The 19561-nt window shown below is 52.0% G+C and carries 22 protein-coding genes; all 22 read left to right on the top strand.

The genetic code is table 11. From position 1 onward, the window contains the following. Window positions 1–14: 14 nt before the first annotated feature. The 22 genes from ACESY8_RS03130 to ACESY8_RS03025 all read left to right on the top strand — a co-directional run bounded on the left by ACESY8_RS03130 (window position 15) and on the right by ACESY8_RS03025 (window position 19457). Complete coding sequence (locus tag ACESY8_RS03130; RefSeq protein WP_195309070.1) at window positions 15–1931, top strand: VirD4-like conjugal transfer protein, CD1115 family; 1917 nt, start codon at window positions 15–17, stop codon at window positions 1929–1931. Between the two features lie 24 nt (window positions 1932–1955). Continuing rightward, window positions 1956–3536: a S1 RNA-binding domain-containing protein gene (locus ACESY8_RS03125; protein WP_009258057.1), complete on the top strand. Its 1581-nt coding sequence runs from the start codon at window positions 1956–1958 to the stop codon at window positions 3534–3536. Window positions 3537–3716: 180 nt separating this feature from the next. After that, complete coding sequence (locus ACESY8_RS03120) at window positions 3717–4913, top strand: AAA family ATPase (protein WP_009258056.1); 1197 nt, start codon at window positions 3717–3719, stop codon at window positions 4911–4913. Window position 4914: 1 nt separating this feature from the next. Further along, window positions 4915–5562 carry an RloB family protein gene (locus ACESY8_RS03115; protein WP_009258055.1) on the top strand — a complete coding sequence of 216 codons (648 nt, stop codon included), beginning with the start codon at window positions 4915–4917 and terminating at the stop codon, window positions 5560–5562. A gap of 139 nt (window positions 5563–5701) precedes the next feature. Continuing rightward, on the top strand, window positions 5702–6166 hold the full coding sequence (locus ACESY8_RS03110; RefSeq protein ID WP_110503329.1) for a DUF4320 family protein: 465 nt from the start codon (window positions 5702–5704) through the stop codon (window positions 6164–6166). 8 nt (window positions 6167–6174) lie between these two features. Further along, on the top strand, window positions 6175–6675 hold the full coding sequence (locus tag ACESY8_RS03105; protein ID WP_009258053.1) for a hypothetical protein: 501 nt from the start codon (window positions 6175–6177) through the stop codon (window positions 6673–6675). Between the two features lie 72 nt (window positions 6676–6747). Beyond that, on the top strand, window positions 6748–7317 hold the full coding sequence (locus ACESY8_RS03100) for a DUF6550 family protein (protein WP_009258052.1): 570 nt from the start codon (window positions 6748–6750) through the stop codon (window positions 7315–7317). 80 nt (window positions 7318–7397) lie between these two features. Continuing rightward, entirely contained in the window at window positions 7398–9092 is a 1695-nt protein-coding gene (locus ACESY8_RS03095; protein WP_044943950.1) for a DUF8193 domain-containing protein, read from the top strand. Further along, window positions 9064–9561 carry a prepilin peptidase gene (locus ACESY8_RS03090; RefSeq protein WP_009258050.1) on the top strand — a complete coding sequence of 166 codons (498 nt, stop codon included), beginning with the start codon at window positions 9064–9066 and terminating at the stop codon, window positions 9559–9561. Before ACESY8_RS03095 ends, ACESY8_RS03090 begins: the two co-directional genes overlap by 29 nt. Window positions 9562–9576: 15 nt before the next feature. Then, a complete protein-coding gene (cpaB, locus tag ACESY8_RS03085) occupies window positions 9577–10419 on the top strand; it encodes a Flp pilus assembly protein CpaB (protein ID WP_009258049.1) in 843 nt (280 codons plus the stop codon). A gap of 86 nt (window positions 10420–10505) precedes the next feature. After that, window positions 10506–11312, top strand: coding sequence for a CpaE/TadZ family protein (locus tag ACESY8_RS03080; protein WP_009258048.1), 807 nt, complete (start codon window positions 10506–10508; stop codon window positions 11310–11312). After that, window positions 11305–12735, top strand: a complete 1431-nt coding sequence (locus ACESY8_RS03075; RefSeq protein WP_009258047.1) for an ATPase, T2SS/T4P/T4SS family — start codon at window positions 11305–11307, stop codon at window positions 12733–12735. Before ACESY8_RS03080 ends, ACESY8_RS03075 begins: the two co-directional genes overlap by 8 nt. After that, window positions 12684–13616, top strand: coding sequence for a type II secretion system F family protein (locus tag ACESY8_RS03070; protein ID WP_009258046.1), 933 nt, complete (start codon window positions 12684–12686; stop codon window positions 13614–13616). The genes ACESY8_RS03075 and ACESY8_RS03070 overlap by 52 nt, the downstream gene beginning before the upstream one ends. Further along, window positions 13613–14491 (top strand): type II secretion system F family protein, encoded by an 879-nt coding sequence (locus ACESY8_RS03065; RefSeq protein ID WP_498794608.1) that lies wholly within the window; start codon window positions 13613–13615, stop codon window positions 14489–14491. The genes ACESY8_RS03070 and ACESY8_RS03065 overlap by 4 nt, the downstream gene beginning before the upstream one ends. A 329-nt stretch (window positions 14492–14820) precedes the next feature. Further along, complete coding sequence (locus ACESY8_RS03060; protein ID WP_165858840.1) at window positions 14821–14967, top strand: hypothetical protein; 147 nt, start codon at window positions 14821–14823, stop codon at window positions 14965–14967. Between the two features lie 64 nt (window positions 14968–15031). Further along, window positions 15032–15253 carry a DUF6133 family protein gene (locus ACESY8_RS03055; protein ID WP_009258044.1) on the top strand — a complete coding sequence of 74 codons (222 nt, stop codon included), beginning with the start codon at window positions 15032–15034 and terminating at the stop codon, window positions 15251–15253. A gap of 493 nt (window positions 15254–15746) precedes the next feature. Then, window positions 15747–16163, top strand: a complete 417-nt coding sequence (locus ACESY8_RS03050; RefSeq protein ID WP_009258042.1) for a zinc-finger-containing protein — start codon at window positions 15747–15749, stop codon at window positions 16161–16163. 14 nt (window positions 16164–16177) lie between these two features. After that, a complete protein-coding gene (locus tag ACESY8_RS03045) occupies window positions 16178–16753 on the top strand; it encodes a sigma-70 family RNA polymerase sigma factor (RefSeq protein WP_009258041.1) in 576 nt (191 codons plus the stop codon). Between the two features lie 62 nt (window positions 16754–16815). Further along, a complete protein-coding gene (locus ACESY8_RS03040; protein WP_009258040.1) occupies window positions 16816–17517 on the top strand; it encodes a hypothetical protein in 702 nt (233 codons plus the stop codon). 44 nt (window positions 17518–17561) lie between these two features. Further along, window positions 17562–18002, top strand: coding sequence for a hypothetical protein (locus ACESY8_RS03035; protein ID WP_432489917.1), 441 nt, complete (start codon window positions 17562–17564; stop codon window positions 18000–18002). Between the two features lie 167 nt (window positions 18003–18169). Continuing rightward, window positions 18170–18775, top strand: a complete 606-nt coding sequence (locus tag ACESY8_RS03030; protein WP_009258038.1) for a hypothetical protein — start codon at window positions 18170–18172, stop codon at window positions 18773–18775. Between the two features lie 274 nt (window positions 18776–19049). Further along, complete coding sequence (locus ACESY8_RS03025) at window positions 19050–19457, top strand: single-stranded DNA-binding protein (RefSeq protein ID WP_009258037.1); 408 nt, start codon at window positions 19050–19052, stop codon at window positions 19455–19457. Window positions 19458–19561 lie beyond the last annotated feature (104 nt).

The following is a 19561-nucleotide window of genomic DNA, read 5'->3' as shown; positions in this document are numbered from 1 at the left end:
AAAAGAAACTAATCATAGGCCTGGCAGCAGCGCCGGCCGCCGTATTTGCGATTCTATACGCAGGCGGTTTCCTGGCACAGCTGTTTGGCAATTACGCGGCGTGGAAACAGGGCGGCGGCATCCCCGGAGACGGAACTTCTCCGGCGATGGCGTCGCCTGATTTTTTTACCTGTCTGGCCTCCGTGTTTCATCCACCCTATGGAGTGTACGGTGTCCTGATCTGCATCGGCCTGTTGGCAATTTTGCTGCTCATGGTCATGCGCATGGGCTACAGCGATACCGGCGAATATGATACTGACCGGAATTTCATTTACTCGGCCAAGGGCACTTACGGTACTTCCGGCTGGATGAGCCGCAAGGAGATGGCCGGTGTGTTGGATCTGGTGCCTGACCTGCGCAAGCATAAAGGCGTTGTACTGGGAATGCTGGACAACAAGGCTGTCTGTATTCCCGAAAATCCCCATATCAACGGCAATCTGGCTGTGTATGGCTCCAGCGGCAGCATGAAAACCCGGTCCTTTTGCATGAATCGTATCCTTCAGGCGGCGGTCCGCGGAGAATCCCTGATTATTTCAGATCCGAAAAGTGAGCTCTACGAAAAATCCAGCGAGTATCTGCGGGATCAGGGGTACTGTGTCAAGGTGTTCAATTTGGTCAATCCGGAAAACTCGGACAGTTGGAACTGCCTTTCCGAAGTGGAGGGGCAGGAACTGATGGCGCAGCTTTTTGTAGATGTCATCATTAAGAACACCATCAACAACGGCAAGGGTGACCATTTCTGGGATTCCTGTGAGATGAACTTGCTGAAGGCCCTCGTCCTCTATGTGGACCAGAGTTATGCTGAACAAAACCGCAATATCGGAGAGGTGTACCGGCTGCTGACTTTAAGCGGCGAGTCCGATTTGGACAGCCTGTTTGAGAACTTGCCGCCCACCCATCCGGCCAAAGCGCCATACAGCTTGTATAAGCAGGCCAGCGATACAGTTCGTAGCGGCGTCATCATCGGCCTCGGCTCCCGTCTGCAGGTGTTCCAGTCGGAACTCATCAAGAAAATCACCACCCGGGATGAAATTGACTTGGAGCTGCCCGGCCAAGAGCGGTGCGCCTACTTCCTTGTTACCAGCGACCAGGACAGCACCTTTGACTTTCTGGCAAGCCTGTTCCTGTCCTTCTGCTTCATCAAGCTGGTGCGGTATGCAGACAAGAACTGCGAAGGAGGCAAACTGCCGGTACCGGTGCATGTCCTGGGTGAAGAATTAACAGCCTGCGGCACCATTCCAGACCTCTCCCGCCGGTTAAGCGTCATTCGTTCAAGAAATATCTCTATGAGCTGTGTGTTTCAGAACTTGGCGGGCTTGCAGAATCGGTATCCTCTCAATCTCTGGCAGGAAATTCTGGGCAACTGCGACGCGCAGTTGTTCCTGGGCTGCACAGATGAATTGACGGCGGAGTTTATTTCTTCCCGCACGGGACTGGCTTCTGTGTCGGTATCCAGCAAATCCAAGCAGCTGGGTACCTGGCGTATCTCCAACTACACGCCGGAATACCGGGAAACCTCTGGTGTCGGCAAGCGTCCTGTCCTCACCCCGGACGAAGTTCTGCGGCTCCCTATCAAGCAGGCGCTGGTCATCATCCGGGGGCAAAAAGTTCTCAAGGTAGACAAAATGGACTATTCCAAACATCCGGAGGCATCCAAGCTCCGTTCCTGCAAGGCATCCGCCCATATCCCCGAATGGCGCAGGCTGGAACAGGAGCAACCGAAACCCTCTGCGGCGCAGCCAAAGCCGCAGGCTCCCGCGCCTAAAAAGCCAGTGAAGAAAAAGCCGAAGGCGGCCAGCACATCTACCAACACCAAGCAGACCGCAGCCGTTCCTACCGCAGAGGCTCCGAATGGCATCATCACGACAGATAAGGACTCGATCCTTTCTTAATACAAAACATAGGAGGTTAATTTTATGGCAACCAAGAAAAAAGTATTGCTGGAGCAGGAAACTCCTGTTCCTGAAAACACCGCCCCCGCGGACGGTACCATTTCTTCCGCCGGCCCCCCGGCTGATGCGGCGGCGCCGCCTGACAGTGACGATTTGAGTGCGCTGCTGGCCTCTATGGGTCAGACCAATGACAGCGCCTCTACGGATCAACCTGATGGCGACGCCACTTTGGAAGGCTCTGACCCTCCCCTTGAGTTTATGGAAACGGAGGCGTCTGATGAAGCTGCCCCCGAGGGTGACGGCACGGCCTCTGGCGCCCCTTCCGATTCGGATGAGCCTGCCGGATCGGCGGCCGGTGAGGAAGAGACTCCTTCCAATTTGTCTGCTGAAGGTGCAGATGACACCCCGGCGGAGACGGTTTCCGAAACTGCTGGGGAGCCGGCTCCCCCCAAGCCCAAGCGGGCACCCCGGCGGAAAAAGGCGGCGCCTGTGGAAGCTCCCGTACATGGCGAGAATGAGGACTCTGCGGAGGCTCCGGCTGCTGAAGAGCAGGCTGTGGAATCTTCCGCCTCTGTTGAGAATACGGCGCCGCCTGATGAGGGAGAAACACCCATTTCAGAGGATACCGCTCCCCAAGAGGAGGCGCCGGTAGATACTGCGTCTGCTCTGCGCCGGACCGCCGTAACACACCGCAGTGACACCTCTATCCTGACCATCCGCAGTCGTGAAGAGGTGGAAACACAGGAAGACCGCGAGGATGTCATTTGGCACGAGATCCACAACGCCTACCGCACCCGCCGCATCCTCACAGGTCAGCTGGGCGGCATTGAGCAGCTGGACAACCGCAAAACTGTGGCCGTAGTGGATTACAAGGGATTCCGCATCATTATCCCCATCAAGGAGATGATGATCAATCTGGGCCGCAGCCCTTCCGGCCAGGAGTATGCCGACCTGATGCTGCGTCAAAACAAGATTTTGGGGAATATGCTGGGGGCGGACATTGACTTTGTGGTACGCGGCATCGACTCCAAGACCCGCAGCGTTGTCGCAAGCCGCCGTGAAGCTATGATGCGGAAGCGCCAGACCTTTTATTTCGATTTGGACGCCGAGGGGAAGTACCGCATCTACGAGGGGCGTATTGTTCAGGCCCGGGTCATCGCTGTTGCGGAGAAGGTCATCCGCGTCGAGGTATTCGGCGTTGAAACCTCAATTCTGGCCCGTGATTTGGCTTGGGACTGGATCGGCGATGCCCACGAGCGTTTCTCCGTGGGCGATGAAGTGCTGGTCCGCATTCTCAATGTGCGGCGCAACAGCCTTGAAGACCTCGGAATCCGTGCCGACATCAAGAGCACATCTGAAAATACCGACCGGGACAATCTCCAGAAGTGCCGAATCCAGGGTAAATACGCCGGAAAAGTGACCGATGTACACAAGGGTGTGGTTTATGTCCGGCTTGCCAATGGCGTCAATGCGGTAGCTCATTCCTGTTATGACTACCGGATGCCCGGAAAGAAGGATGATGTATCCTTTGCCGTCACCCATTTGGATGTGGAGCGCGGCATCGCTCTTGGAATCATCACCCGGATCATCCGGCAGAATCTGTAAACCGAAAACCGCCTGGGAAGTATCAAATAACTGCTTCTCGGGCGGTTATTTTATTATTTCAATCCTAACGCATATACATCCTTCCAACCCTCTCTATTTTTAATTTTATTTTCCGTTTGCGTTGATTTTTCACAAAATACGGGATATAATATATAAAAACACTGGATTAGGAGGTTGTTTATGCTGATTCAATTTAGTGTAGAGAACTATCTGTCTATCAAAGATAAAGTTGTCTTATCCCTGCTGTCCAGTAGGGACAATGAGCATCCAGAGCATCTCATCGCAGATGGAAACAAAAACTATCTGAAATCCGCTGTTATCTATGGAGCCAATGCTTCTGGGAAGTCTAATGTCTTGAACGCATTCTGGTTTATGGTAAACTATGTGCTGACTTCTCATAACCAGCAGCTCCATAAAACGATTGCGCGTTCACCATTTAAGTTCGATCCTGAAACACCTGCTCGCCCCAGTAGTTTTGAGGTCATCTTTACCACAGAAGGCGTTCGATATGCGTATGGCTTTTCTGTAACAGATAAGGCTGTCACGGAGGAATACCTATACTACTATCCCAACGGCAGACAGGCGCTTATTTTTGAGAGAAAAAACACCAAGGATTTCCGTTTTACGGTCGATGTTGATGAGCAAAACACACTCAAGGAGCGCACCTCTGCAAACAAGCTCTACTTGTCAGTTGCATCAAACTGGAGTTACGCCAAAGTGATCCCTGTCCTGGAGTGGTTTGCCTCCTGTCAAATCATCACGAAGAATTCCGTGGCGGATGCCTATGGAATTGAAGCAGAGCAGTTGAAAAATGACGACTACCGGCGTGTAATCGCATCTATGCTGCGTGTTGCAGATTTGGGAATACAGGCGCTCCAAATGCGCGATTCAGACCCTGCGCCTTCTCAACGCAGTGACATTTTTGCAAATATTGATGCCATTCATACGGTACATGACGCCAACGGAAATGCGTGTTCCTATGCCTTGAATATGGCAGAGGAATCTGACGGCACCAACAGTTATTTCAAGCTGATCGGTGTTGTGAAAAAGGCTTTAGACCTGGGGACGCTTCTTGTGGCTGATGAAATGGACGCACACCTCCATCCACTTCTGACCAAGCATCTGGTGTCCCTTTTCGACAGCACAGAATTTAATCCCAAGGGTGCTCAGTTGATCTTCACATCACACAGCACCAACCTTCTTGATTTGGATTTCTTGAGAAGAGATCAGATTTGGTTTACAGAAAAAGATGAGCAGACCGCAGCCACAGACTTGTTCTCCCTTTATGATTTTTCCATTCGCAAGGACACCAAAGTAGAAAAGGGATATTTGATCGGCCGTTTTGGTGCAATTCCTTTTATCAAGGGAGGGCTGTAAAATGGCACGGGGACAGATTGAAAAGCGTGGACAGCGACGCAGGAAATTAAAACCCGTCATTCTGATTGTGACGGAGGGCTCGCAAACCGAGCCAAAGTATTTTGAACATTATCGCAGCCGCCAGACCAACATTGATATTCGCGTGGTCGGCAGCCACACCAAAGGGGGCGAAACCGATTACCTCGCTCTGATTCGGAAAGCTGTGGAATACCAAAGCAAAAATCAGCTTTCTGTATCCAATGGCGATGCTGTATGGGTCGTTGCAGACGGTGATGTGAACTATAATACCCCTGATCCTATCGCGGCCAAAGACAAATTGCTCTCCAAAGCACAGAAAATGGCTGATGCAAAGGGCATTCATATTGCGCTCTCTAATCCTTGTTTTGAATTTTGGTATCTGCTTCACTTTCAGTACACCACTAAGTTTTTCAAGGATTATCCTGCAGTAAAGAATGCCTTGACCACTTACCTTCCGGATTATGAGAAAACCGGCGATGTGTATTCCCAGTTGTCTGCTCATACAACCAATGCTCTCCAGAATGCCAAGCGTGTAGAGCAATATCATCTTCAAAATGGCAGCAGCAAACCGTTTGGAATCGCCGTCAATCCATTCACCGATATTTATCAACTGGTGGAATCGCTGCTGTAATTGGCACAGGATTGTCCTTGCATTGGCACAGCCTTGCCCTTGAGCCGTAAATCCATATCTGTTATACTTGGTACAGTCAAAAATTTGTAATGCAGCCGCTCCGGCCGGGAGCGGCTGTTTTTATTTCTGAGTAAAGGTGGTGGTTTTTATCCATAGCATACTGCAAAAGCTCCGCAGTGCATTAAAAAATGAGCGGGGCGAGGCCAACTACTTTTCCACGGTGGTGTTTATCTTCATTGCCGTTGTTTTGCTGGCCTTTATCATCGACTTGTTCGGCATTATCTCTACAAAACAGGAGCTTGACCATGCAGCCGATCAGATGGTCAAGCAGATCCAGTTGTCCGGCGGCATCAACAGCGAGACGGATGCTCTCTTTGATTTCCTCTGTTCGGAGATCGAGGGGGCCGACAATATCACCTATTCGATTGACGCCACATATAAATCTCCCACACCTTCCGGGATGTCCCGGGCCATCCAGTTGGGAACGCCCTTCTATATTACCATTGAGGGGGATGCCAAGCTGGGCGGCTTCTGGAATCTGGATCTGGTCAACATCACGGTGGTGGCCCGCGGCTCCGGCGTTAGCGAACATTACTGGAAGTGAGGTGGCCTATGAAGCGTTTATTCTCACAGCTGCACCGGCCGCTCCGCAACGAGCGGGGGGAGATCACCTTCTTCGCCTGCTTCTTTGTGGTTGGAGTTGTCATGCTCATTTCTTTCCTGCTACTGTATGCTTCGGTGAGAATTACTTGCATCAACATCCGCAACGGGGCTAAAATGGAGCTGAACAATCTGAGCGCCACCATCTACGCAGATACTTACCGCTCCCAGAGGGAAACCAATTTTGAAGAGTATTTACGCACCCTCTACTCCAGCCGGGACTACACAGAAATGCTGGAGGCCACAGTTGCCGGCGGCCTTGCTGAAAAGGTCCCTCTCTCTACCGATGACTACACGGTTTCCGACATCAGCCTTGAATTCAATGTGGTGGGCGACCGTGTGGAATACATCTTTTACTGTGATGTTGACTTCTATGTGCGGATGTTTGGACACAGTTACCCCACCATTACCCAGCGGGTAGAACTGACCGGCTACCACAACACCAAATTTTAGCCGTGCTGTTGAAAATTCAGCCAGAACTACAGTATAGGCTTTATATAACAGCAAAAAAGGAGTGTATCACACATGAAGAAGTTTTTCCAATCCAAAGGCTTTATCGTTACTTCGCTGGCCGTCCTCTGTGTTGCCATCCTGGGTGTCTGCTGGTTTGCCAGCCGGGATCGCACAGAAGATTTCAAGCCGGAAGAATCCCCGCCCAGCAGCACGACCAGCGATTGGTCGGATGGCGGCACACAGACAGACGGTGAGAGCGGCGCCGGAGCCTATGCGCCCGGCCAGTCCTCCAGTCCTGAAGAGGAGTACCCCAAGGTGACCTCCGAAACTGAGGATGAAGTCGTGATCGACTTCACGGACACGGAGAAACCGGAAACAACGCCTCCGCCCGTGCCAGAAGGGAAAACCGAGCGGGAAGACCCCGGTGAAGATCATCCGGTCAATCCTGACCCGGAAGTGCCCAAGGTCACCACTCCCCCTGCGGAAAAGGAGCCGGCCAATAATGAGCCGGCCCCCGGGGCCAGCAATGGCAACGGTGCCGTATATGATCCAGTGTTTGGGTGGATTGTCCCCGGTAATGGACAAGAAACTATTGGAGATAGCGATGGAGACATCAACAAGCAGGTCGGCAATATGGGCTGACCAATCTATGACTGAATATACCCCTGATTGGCCGTCACAGAATTGTGGCGGCCTTTCTATTTTAAGAAGAACGGAGTGTGATGTATTTGAAGCGACTTCTCGCCCTCCTGTGCAGCCTTGCCCTGGTATTTTGTTTGCTCCCTTCCACCGCGTTTGCAGAGGGCGGTAACGGAAATATTGACGGTGGTGGCGGCAGCATGGGCCAAGGCACATCCTCTAATTTCTGGAATCCTGGAAATGATGGTGTGCGAATCACCGTTGTGGATGCCGATAGCGGAAACGCAATATCCTCACCGATTGATTTTACAAATCGATCTCAAAATAATGTCGTTCACTTTGGAAAAGTGAACAAGTTGCAGTATCTTGCCGGCACTGCACTTACTCCCCAATCAGGCGCAGGTTATGACTATACAAGGCCAATACAGTCTATGCCCACCATCGTCAGCAGTAAGGGGCAGAGCAATATTGAGGCCATCAAGCGGTATTTTTGTTCGGAATATGCCTGCCAGATGGTTGCCCAGGCGGCCGGTGTGGACTATGAGCGGATGATCGCTGGCGACTATAAGCTGCTGATCGAGCCCATTGCATACTTTACGCATAACGGCCAGTATTACTGTATGACCGCTACAGAGGCGGCGCTGTATGACCAAAAATCTGGCGGGGCGCTTCGGAAAACCATGACTTCCCTCACCCACAAGAATCTGCCTCTGTCGATGTTTTTGGAATTTAGCGATCTCGGCCTGCCCGCATGGACAGGCAGCACCACAAGCAAGCAGAGCAACGCTGACATCATCAGCAGTCTGGGCGTCGGCATTGTCTGGTTTGATGAGCGCCCGCCCGAAGGGGAAATTGAAGCGCCCGATGTAGAATATCGGGTAGACACGGATGTGATCACATCCGTTACTCTGCGGACGGATACAGATTTAACACCGGACAATCCGGCCTCGGTGACCTTCCATATTCTCGGCACCACCTACCGGGTCAACGATATAGTCATCCCGGCAGGCGACAGCCAGGTGGTCTGGGTCAAATGGCACACGCCCTCCACTCCACAGTCGGTAACCATCACGGTTTCCGTCAGCGGGGCCTATACCGCACAAGATACCTTTGTTGCGGAGATCGTGGACTTGAACGAACATATCCCTCCAGATCCGACAGCAACGGATACCAACCCCAACTACACCGTGCCCTCACTCCCCAATGAGCCGCAGAAGCTCACTGCCAACTGGGGTATATGGAGCTGCTACTGGGTACCGGTTTGGGTTTGGTGTGACCACGATGACTGGGGGCACTGGGTCGATGAAGGCTATTGGGAGTACGAGTACACCGGCTATTCTGCCTCCATCAGCGGTGTGATGTCCCTGATGCCGGATGATATTGTGCCCACGGCCTCCGGGAAGTCAATGAAGAGCGGGTATGGCGTCAAGCAGGATGTGACAGCCACCCTTTCCACCGACGCGCCCACCAGCCATATCACCCATCCGCAGACGGCATTTTCCGTGTTTCCCGAGTTCCAGTACGAAACATACTTGCGCCTTCTGCAGCGGGTGTCCAGCGGCCGGAGCGCCAAATTCACCTTCCAGCCCAATGAGTTCTCTACCTATAACCGGGCTGTGCATTTCAGTCCGCTATGGTTCCCGGATTCCACAGATTATACCGTCTTCACCCAGGTCTGGGACACTTGGACCCCTGATGGAATGTTGAGCATCAACCTGAACGACTATGTTTCAATCGATGGGAGCCTTTATGATGATTGGTACACCAACCGCGAGTAGCCTGTGGCCGGCATACCTGCTCACCGTTTTCTCTGTTGTGGCTGGTTTTGCTGTTTATGATATTCTGTATAGGCGGGTGCCGGATCGGGCGCTCGCCTTTTTTATGCCCTTCGCCGCTCTGGCTCCGTTGCTCAAGGTCTGCCTTGCCGGGGACGGTGGGCAGCTCTGGCCCACCGTTGCCGAGGCTTTGGCGGGGGCATTGCTTGGCTTTTGCATCCCTCTGGCTGCTGCCATGGCAACGGGTGGAACTGGGCTTGGAGGAGGCGATATTAAATTCTGTGGGATACTTGGGCTGATTTACGGCCCTTCCGGGATGGCTCTGGTTTTCTTTGTGGCCGCAGTCTTTGCCATGCCGATGGTCCTTCTGTTCCGAAGGCTTTCCCGGCTCCGCCAGCCCATCGCCATCCCGTTCTTACCTTTTCTTGCCTGCGGCTGCTCTGTTGCAACGCTGGCTGAACTATTTTTATGACAGGAGAATGTGCTTATGAAACTCAACAACCGATTTATTTTCGGTATTTTGTCCCTGGTATTGGCAGCAGTCATTGCTTTTGTGGCTCTGCCCACCATTGCCCGGCAGACCAACGGGAAAACGGAAATTGTCCGCATCACCCAGCCTGTGCTCAAAGGCGAACAGGTCACCAAAGAAAACGCCGAGGTTGTGGAGGTAGGCGGCTATAACCTTCCCACCAATGTGGCTCACAGCCTTGAGGATGTGGAGGGGCTGTATGTGACGGCGGATCTGGCTGCGGGCGACTATATTCTCACCAGTAAGGTGAGCAGCGTCCCGATTTCCTCCGATGTGGCGCTCAACGACATCCCCTCTGGTAAGGTTGCTATCTCCCTGACCGTAAAAACGCTGGCCTCCGGACTGTCGGATAAGCTCCAGCCCAATGATATTGTCCGCATCTATCACTTCCTGGAGACTGCGGAGGAAGTACCCGAACTGCGTTTTGTCAAGGTCCTTTCCGTCACGGATTCTGATGGCATCAATGTGGACAATACCAAGGAGCCCACAGAAGATGAAGAGCCGCAGCAGTCTGCTACCATCACAGTGCTGGCAAGCCCGGAGCAGGCCCGCATCATCACTGAGCTGGAGAACGACGGCGTAGCTCATGTGGCCCTGATCTCCCGCAACAATGACCAGCTGGCTGAAGAACTGCTGGCCGAACAGGACAAGACGCTCCAGGAAATTTACTTCCCGGAAACGCTGACAGAGGATGGCGAGAACGAAGGGACAGATGCAACTGGTGATCCCGCCTCTGCAGAAGATTCGGGTGAGAATACCCAATCGACACCTACCAGTAATACACCGGAAAGCGGTGAATGAAACCAGTTTGATAATTTTGATTATGATAATCGAAATTATATTACCGCACAATCAAGGGCATTCCGCCCTTGGGAAAGGAGTTTCCTATGGGAAAAGTCATTACCGTCTGGGGCAGCCCAGGGAGCGGAAAAAGTATGTTTTCCTGCATTCTGGCAAAAGCCCTGACCCGCGACAAGCGGAAAGCGATCATCATCAATGCGGAAATCAGTGTTCCTATGCTTCCGGTGTGGCTGCCGGAGCAGATCATTCAGACCAATGCCTCTGTAGGGCAGGTACTGAGCAGCGTGGAAATCGATACCTCTTTGGTGGCAGGGCATGTTACCGTGCTCAAAAGTTATCCCTTCATTGGAGTGATGGGCTATGCTGCCGGTGAAAATCCGTTGAGTTACCCGGAAGTCAAGTACGCCATGGTACTCCAGCTGGTCAACGCCGCCGCAAGGCTTGTGGATTTCGTCATTCTGGACTGCAGTTCCAATATGACGAATGTGTTCACGCCTGCCGCCATTGAGTCAGGGGATCTGGTCATTCGCATCCTGACGCCTGATCTCAAGGGCGTTAATTACTTAAAGGCCCATCAGCCCTTGTTGGGAGATGGGCGTTTCCACTACGATCAGCACATGACCTTTGCCGGCATGGCCCGCCCTTTCCACGCGCTGGATGAGATGGGCCATATCATCGGCGGATGGGATGGCCTTCTGCCCTATGGCAAGGAGATCGACCGCTGCGCCACCGAAGGCGGGATGTTCCAGGCCATCAAATACTGCAATCCCAAATACACAGCTTCGCTCAACAAAGTTTTGGATGCGCTGGAGCAGATGGAGCTGGCTGACCATGCCGCAGAGGATGATGGAAACGAAACCGAGCATTTTGAGGAGGAAACTGCCGATGAATAATCTCAATGACATTTTCTTCGCTCCTGCGGCCAATCAGGACCTTACCTATGAACAGATTCTGGAAGATGTACAGCGGTATTTTGCGGAAAACCACGCCGCCACGATTGCAGAGGCCGGCGATGGAAATACCGACCGCGCCTCCTCCCTTTTGAAAGAACTGATGGTGCAGTACATCGTCAAGCGAAAATACGCCATCGAGGGGCTGACCACGGAGGAACTGTGCGAGAAGCTCTATGAGGACATGGCCGGGTACTCCTTCCTGAAAAAGTGGATCTACAAACCCGGTATTGAGGAGGTCAACATCAATGCCTACAACGACATTGAGGTGATTGAAGCCGGCGGGCGCAGCGTTAAAATCCCGGACAAGTTTTCCTCTCCACAGCACGCTATTGATGTGGTCCGGCGCATGCTCAACGCCTGCGGCATGGTCATAGACGATACCATGCCCAGCGTGATCGGATTCCTGGATAAGAATGTGCGTATCTCTGTGGATAAGACGCCGATTGTTGACCCGGAGGTGGGGATCAACGCTTCCATCCGTATCGTAAATCAACAAACGGTTTCTGCACAGAAGCTGTTGGACTCCGGCAGTGCAACAGCGGAAATGCTTCATTTTCTGACCGCCTGCATCCGCTATGGCGTATCCGTCTGCATTGCCGGGGCCACCGGCTCCGGCAAAACTACCATCATGGCATGGCTGTTGTCCCAGGTCCCTGACAACCGACGCCTCATCACGATTGAGGAGGGCAGCCGCGAATTTGATCTGGTTAAGCGGGACGAAAATGGAAACATTCTGAATTCCGTAGTCCATCTGCTCACCCGGCCCAGCGAAAATCCTTCCTTGAACATCAACCAGGACTTCCTGCTGGAGCGGGTCCTTCGTAAGCACCCGGATGTGATCGGCGTCGGTGAGATGCGGTCTGCGGCAGAAAGCCTGTCCGCTGCAGAAAGCTCCCGTACCGGCCATACTGTCTGCACCACAATCCACTCTAACAGCTGCGCTTCTACTTACCGGCGCATGATGACGCTCGCAAAGCGAAAGTATATGATGGGCGATGATGTTTTGATGCAGATCATGGTCGAAGCCTATCCAATCATCGTCTTCACAAAGCAGCTGGAAGACCGAAGCCGTAAAATCATGGAGATCATCGAGGGGGAATGCTGTGAGGGCGAACGGCTGATTTACCGCACCCTCTACTCTTACAATGTGCTGGACAACACTGTTGATGCAGATGGACGGCCCCTTGTGGTCGGCCGCCACAAAAAAGTTTCCGAGATGTCCAGCTCATTGCAGAAGCGTCTCCTGGACAATGGGATTTCCCATAAGGAGCTGGATGAATTTCTTGAGCACGACAAGGAGGTGTTGAACGGATGCCGTGGGTTTACATCATATGCTTCGCCCTCATCGCCGCTGGACTCCTAACGCTGTTTGGTGTGCGGCCGGGCGATTTCATTGATGCGCTTTTCCGGTCACAGCGCAAGTCGGCCACTCTGACCGATGAATTGAATGTTCTGATGGGTACTCCGGCCAAAGGCTTCTTTAATCAGGACTTTGAATTAAAGCAAATCCTCAAAGGCACCGGGCGGGCTGACCGGTATGAAGCAGTCAAACGGCTGACTCTGATCCTGTTCGCGGTGGGCGGCGCCCTGGCGCTGCTGATTGGCAATGTGTACATGGTCCCGATTTTAGGGATCGGATTTTCACTCGCTCCTATTTGGTATCTGCGCAGCACCGCAGCCAGTTATAAAAAGCATTTGAACGAAGAACTGGAAACGGCCATCTCCATCATCACCACTTCCTACCTGCGCACAGAGGACCTGATCCGGGCAGTCAAGGAAAACCTGCCCTACATCAATGAGCCGGTGAAGGCCAATTTTGAGGCATTTGTCTATGAGGCAGAGTTGATTAACGCAAATACTACGAGTGCCATCAATTCGCTCAAAATGAAGATTCCAAACCGTGTTTTCCATGAGTGGGCTAACATCCTCATTCAGTGCCAGTCTGACCGGGCCATGAAAAATACGCTGCCTACCATCGCCCAGAAGTTTTCTGATGTTCGTGTGGTGCAGTCGGAGCTGGAGGCTATGATGCAGGGGCCGCGCCGGGAGGCGATCACGATGATGTTCCTTGTGATCGCCAATGTACCGCTGCTTTATTTCCTGAATGAAGATTGGTTTCACACGCTGCTCTTCACCACGCCGGGCAAAATCGCTTTGGCAATCTGCGCAGCCATTATCCTGTTTGCCCTGACCCAGATCATGAAACTGAGCAGGCCCATTGAATATGGAGGTGACAGCGCATGACGCTTTTAGCTCTCACAGCAGTGATTTGTTTCGGCTTTGCTGTCTATAACCTGACTTGTGCCTTTGCAGACATTCCCACGAAGCGTACCTCCCGTATGATGCTTCTGGCCCGCAAGCAGCAGGGCGTAAAGGCCGAGAAACTGCTGGATGTCTATCTCACCAAAATCGCCGGCCTGATCGCCCCGTACCTGAAGCTGGATAAGCTCAAGCGGAATAAACTGCAGCGGGCGCTGGACATTGCCGGCATGGAGCTGACACCGGAAGTCTACACCGCCCGGGCCTGGGTCACAGCCGGGGCAGTCGGCCTCAGTTCTCTGCTGATGGCGTTTTTGATACCGCTTATGGTGCCTGTTCTGATTGGTCTGGCCGTGGCTCTGTGGTTTTCAACCTATTACAAGGTTTTTGACTTTGTGAAAAAGCGGCGCAAGCTCATTGAGAATGAGATCCCTCGCTTTGCCCTTACCATCGGGCAGAATTTGGAAAATGACCGGGATGTGTTGAAGCTCCTTACTTCCTACCGCCGGGTGGCGGGCAAGGACTTCGGCGCGGAGTTGGACCAGACGATTGCCGATATGAAGACCGGCAACTATGAAAACGCCCTCATCCATTTTGAAACCCGCATCGGCAGCCCCATGCTGTCCGATGTGATCCGGGGACTGATTGGCGTATTGCGAGGCGACGATCAGAGGATGTACTTTAAAATGATCTGTTTTGACATGAGGCAGATTGAGCAGAACAACTTAAAAAAGGAAGCGGCCAAGCGCCCCAAGAAGATCCAGCGTTACTCCATGATGATGCTCATCTGTATCATGATTATCTACCTGGTGGTCCTCTGTACCGAGGTTATGGGCTCCTTGGGCGCTTTCTTTGGATAATCGGACTGCGAATGGAACGGCCCCACATCTGAATGTGAGGGCCGTTTCCTATAAGAGCTCTATGGTTTTCTCTGCAAGATACAGCGGAAGATTCGTGATAAATGATGATGCACATTCGAGGCGTCCACATTTTTCTTTGTTTTGCAATTCATTTTTTCACATTTTTCTGAATGTATGAAGCAGAAAAAACACATTTTTCTACCTCTTGCAGTGTAAAGGAGGTAAGTGCTTGTTCTATAGCGGATTTTTGTAGCGGTAGTCAGCTGCCGTCATTTATTTCTGGGCCAGCCTGTCATATACAGGCCGGCCCTTGTTTTAAGGAGACTTTTATGCCTAAGAAAAAATTTTCCCCGTCTGGCGGCGCACGGGAAGAAAAGCGCCGTTTCCGATGGCTTCTGTATCAAAAGTCGAAAGCCTATCCCAGCCGGCCCATTTCCAATAAAAAGGACATGCTCAAACCGATTCGTCGTTCTTGAGCGGTGAGCAGTCTTTTTATAAAACCATCAACATCAAAACAATAAAATTTCAGGAGGTCTTACCATGAGAAACTTTACCACCCGTATCCAGAACAAGGCGAATGCACTGGCCCTTCGTGCCCGTATGGCGCTTTCCAACCAGCGCGGCGATTTTTACATTTCGGACGCTGTTAAGATCATCATCGCCGTGGTGCTGGGCGCCCTTCTTCTGGCGGCCCTGACCCTCATTTTCAACGACACGGTGATTCCGCGTATCACCAGCGAGATCGAGGGCCTGTTTGGCTAAAATCACCGGCGGGGATCGGTCTGTGGGTTTCCACGGCCGGTCCCCGCTTTTTTAGTTTTTGAAAAAACGAATAACGGAGGTAGAGGATGAAATCATCCTGCAAAATTTATTCTTTTCTGCGGGCCGTTCGCGGCAACTGGCGCAACGCTATCTTTGTAAGCTGCGATTGCGGCAACTGCATGTGCGGCCGGACAACGCCCTGTTCCGGTTTTCTTCTGGCTGTGGATGAGTGCGGACAGGTTATGCTGCTTTCTGCCGAGGACATCCAAAGACTATCCGGAGAAACTGTAGATTCGTCTGAGTGCATTGCCATTTTGTCCCGGCGCGCCTTTGACGCCGCCTTTTCCAAGTACATCGAATGGCACACACCGGAGCCTTCCGCCTGTGCGCTCAGACAACTTTCTCTGGACCCGGGCTGCAATTAACACTGTTTTTTCACACTGAAAGACGCCTTTGCGCCGTCATCTATACGCATTTGGAGGTGATGATTTTTATGACGAAGCAAAAACATATCCAATGCCCTTATTGCCATGCTAACGCCTCTCTTCGCCCCGCCAGCACAGTCTATGGCTGTAACCGCCGTTCCCAGGGCAAATATATCTATCTCTGTGATCGCTGGCCGGCTTGTGATGCCTATGTGAGTGCCCATGACCGGACACACCGGCCTATGGGGACTCTGGCAAATGGGGATCTCCGGCACAAACGAATCCTGGCTCACCGGGCGCTGGAGCATCTGCAGCAGAGCCGGCACATGGAAAAATGGGAGGTCTACATCTGGCTCCAGGCCAAACTGGGACTAAATGACCAGCAGGCACATATTGGCATGTTTTCTGACGGGATGTGTGATGAGGTAATTCGCCTCTGTTACAAAGCCGCTGCTCCTTTGGGCAATCTGCATTCGGCCGCTTAAAGGGGGGTGAAACGATGACCAGTTTAACAGAACAGCAGCAGGAACTTGTTGCCCAGAATCTTCCCATCGTACATTGGGTTATTTGTGACTACATCCATGTTAATCCAACTATTTGCGGTATGGAATATGGAGACTTGTTCCAAGAGGGGTGCCTTTGGCTCTGTAAAGCCGCGTCTACTTATAAGAATGACGGACGGGCCCAGTTTTCTACCTACGCCAAAACGGTCGTTAAAAACGGGCTTCTGTCCTATTGCCGGGCGATCTGCAACAGGAAGAAAAAATTCAGCAGGCTTATTATTGGAGAACATGGAGAACTGGCGGCAGACGGAGAGGCCCTGGAGTCCCGGCCCGACGCCTTTGACACCCAAGTATCTCTGATAGAAACTCTGTCATTGCTGGATGCCTGTAAAAAAGATTACGATGGTGTAACCCGGCTTGGTATTGAGGCGCTTGCCCTCAAACTTCAAGGAATGCGGGTCACAGACATTGCGGAGCTTTATCAGGTGCCGCCCTCCCATGTGGGGGCATGGATCTCGCGTTCCACCGCAAAACTGCGCAGAGACTCCAAGTTTCTGAAAAGCCTGCTCTGAATTTGTTGAAAACCGCGGCCTTTCCGCAGTAAAGGATATATAAAAGAAGGAGGTACTGATGAATGGAACAGAATACCCTATATACTGCAATCGGCCGTCTGGATCGGGAAACGAATGGCTGTGGCCGGTCCTGCCCGGTCATCCGCCTGGGCGGGCAAACTTACATGGTGGATATGCAGGAAATGGTCGTTTGGACTGCCCTAAACTGGCGAATTTCTAAACGAGAGGATATTTCCCTCCAGTGTGACAAGCTGGTGTCCTCTCTGGGAGATTGTATTTCCCGCTCTTGGGATGCCTGCGTAAATCGGCTGCTCACCCGAGGTCTGCTGGTATCTGGCTGTGGTGAAACGGAATACGATGCTCTGTATGATTTGTTGAGTTCTCTCGGCATTATTCCAGCCAGCGGATCAATGCTGATGAGGAGCATCTCATTTGTCAAACTGGTGGCAGGCCGCCGAGTCCCTATTCAACAGGCGCTAAAATTATTCCAAAAAGACCGGCGTACCGACTATGAGACCCGTGTTATGAGGCTGGCCCAGCAAGCTCTGCTGTCCACCGCCGAGATCATCAAGTGTGTAGAGCAGGATGTTGCCTATCTTCCCAATGAGCAGTTCTTGATGGAGGCCGTGTACGGCGACGACGAAACCACCTGCTATAATATCGCCGGCATAATGAAAAACAGCCGGAGCAGTCAGGCAGTAACGCTGGCCGTTGCCAACCTCTACCTGCGCCAGCAAATCATTTTTGAGAGGATTACCACATGAAGAATCAATGGAACCAATTCCCGTTCGTGCTACGGCGAAAGATTTTGTTGACCTTTTTGGCCGGGCTCGCAAGCATTGCCCTCAGCCTAATCATCTTCATTATTACCACAGACCATATCCTGCTGGTACTGGGCAGCATAATCTTTCTTGCCTCTCTGGTACTGGTTAGGAGCTTATGGAGCACCATCGCCCGGGGCCAGTATGAGATCGTAGAAGGCGTCTGCTCCAGCGTTGTCTCGCCTATGATGCGGCAGTATCGCAAGATCCAACTAATAGACGAACAAGGTGCGGAGCGCACTTTACTGTTAAGTAAGTCCGCCAAGTTCCAGATTGGCGCCCGGTATCGTTTTTACTTTCAAAGCAGCAACCACCCCACTGTTGGAAACGACTATCTGGACGCGGCTCTCTCCACCAACAGCTTCCTGGGATATGAGGCCCTTGGCGAGCCGGCTGTCCAAGAGGAACAGGCTAAGGAGAACGGCTAAACCTACGGCAAAATAGGAAAGGGATACGGTGCAGGCTACATAACCACAGCATCGTATCTCTTTTTCTTACTCCTCTATCCACTATTTTTACAAAGTTTGATTTGCTGCAGAAAAACGGGGGATTTTTCCTATTTAATAGGTAGAATCTAAAAAGGAGGGCTACCCCCATGTACAAACCACACACGATTGAGCAATACAAAATCCAACAGTTTCTGGATCATACCTTTGCTATGGAGCACTTTCTGGTCTCTCCATTATCCCGCTCCGCACTCATGCTGGAGGACAGATGCGGTGAGCGGATTGCCTTTTCCTTTTCAGACAACGAAGTGCGTGAAATCCCAATCCCTTCTGCGCCATCCCCGGACAAGGTGAAATCGTTCATCCGCAGCTTTCGGGCGCTTGGAGCTAAACCACATCTGCGCACCTTTGAAGATGTCACCCGCTGGTGGCTGAATCACCCGAATCCGCTGACCTACCAACAGGCTCTCGGTCTGCCGGATGAACTTTACCGCCGTTTTCTTTCCTCCACCCTGATTGAAGACGAAGACGCCCAGCGTCTGGCCGCATCAGGGCTTGTTTCGGAAGATGCTTACCAGGACATTCAGCTCTGGTATCTCAACGGCAACACTGCCGACTGCTGGCTCGGCCCCCTCGGTATAGATGGAACAGGCAATCTCTATGCGCTGACCTTCAACTATGGTACACCCCGGGCCAAGGAACTGAAATTCTACCTGTTGGACGATTACTACCGCCACATGAACCACATATTGTAACTCGCCGGGCTAAAATATCTATATATAGTATTATATCACTTGACAAACACAAGATACGGTGTTACACTTAACCTGTAATTGATTTTTGTGCGTTCCCCATGTGGGATACAGATGAAACATCTGTACCGCAAGGCCCAAAGCCCTGCATTGCACACGCAGTTAAGTTTGTATGCTGTATCAAGTGTCAGTGGTATTGCCACGCCCTTTTCGGGTTGGTATCCGCTGGCACTTTTTATATATAGATAGTAACGCCGATGGCGAAGAAAGGAGTGTTATGGCACAAATCTATGTATTTGGCCGAGTCATGCACGAGCTTACTCCCAAAGAGAGCCAGTCAAAGCAGCCGTATGTTTGTTTTGATTTGGTGGAACGCTCCGGAGGTGAACATCCGAACTTCTATCAAGTATGGGCCCGCGGCGACCAGGTTGCCCGGCTCACACGGCTCAAGGTCAAAAAGGGAAGCATGATCTGGCTCACTGGATCGCAGAAACTGGTGGATGTACGGCAAAAGGACGGGGCCACAGTCAAAAAGTTGAAAGTATGGCTGACGGACTTTGGCTTTCTTCCTGGGCAATCTTCCAGAGCAAAAGCGGAACATGAGCAGCATGACTCTGACGCGGCGGCAACCGCTCCAGCCCCCTCCGAGGTAATGGACGGCGACCGCGAATCCCTGCCGGAATAAAATCCGGCACTGCAAGAGGGACCGTATCAAGTTTTCAGAATGAACTGAAGCTTGGTGCGGTCCCTTTTTTTGTTTTCAAGCAAAACTTAAAAGGAAGGACGGTA

Origin of the sequence: Clostridium sp. ATCC BAA-442 (genome assembly GCF_964239415.1) — a bacterium.
In the GTDB taxonomy this organism is placed as follows: Bacteria; Bacillota; Clostridia; order Oscillospirales; family Oscillospiraceae; genus Flavonifractor; species Flavonifractor plautii.
The sequence above is the reverse complement of the archived record's forward strand: the minus strand, read 5'-3'. Positions and strand labels throughout refer to the sequence as shown.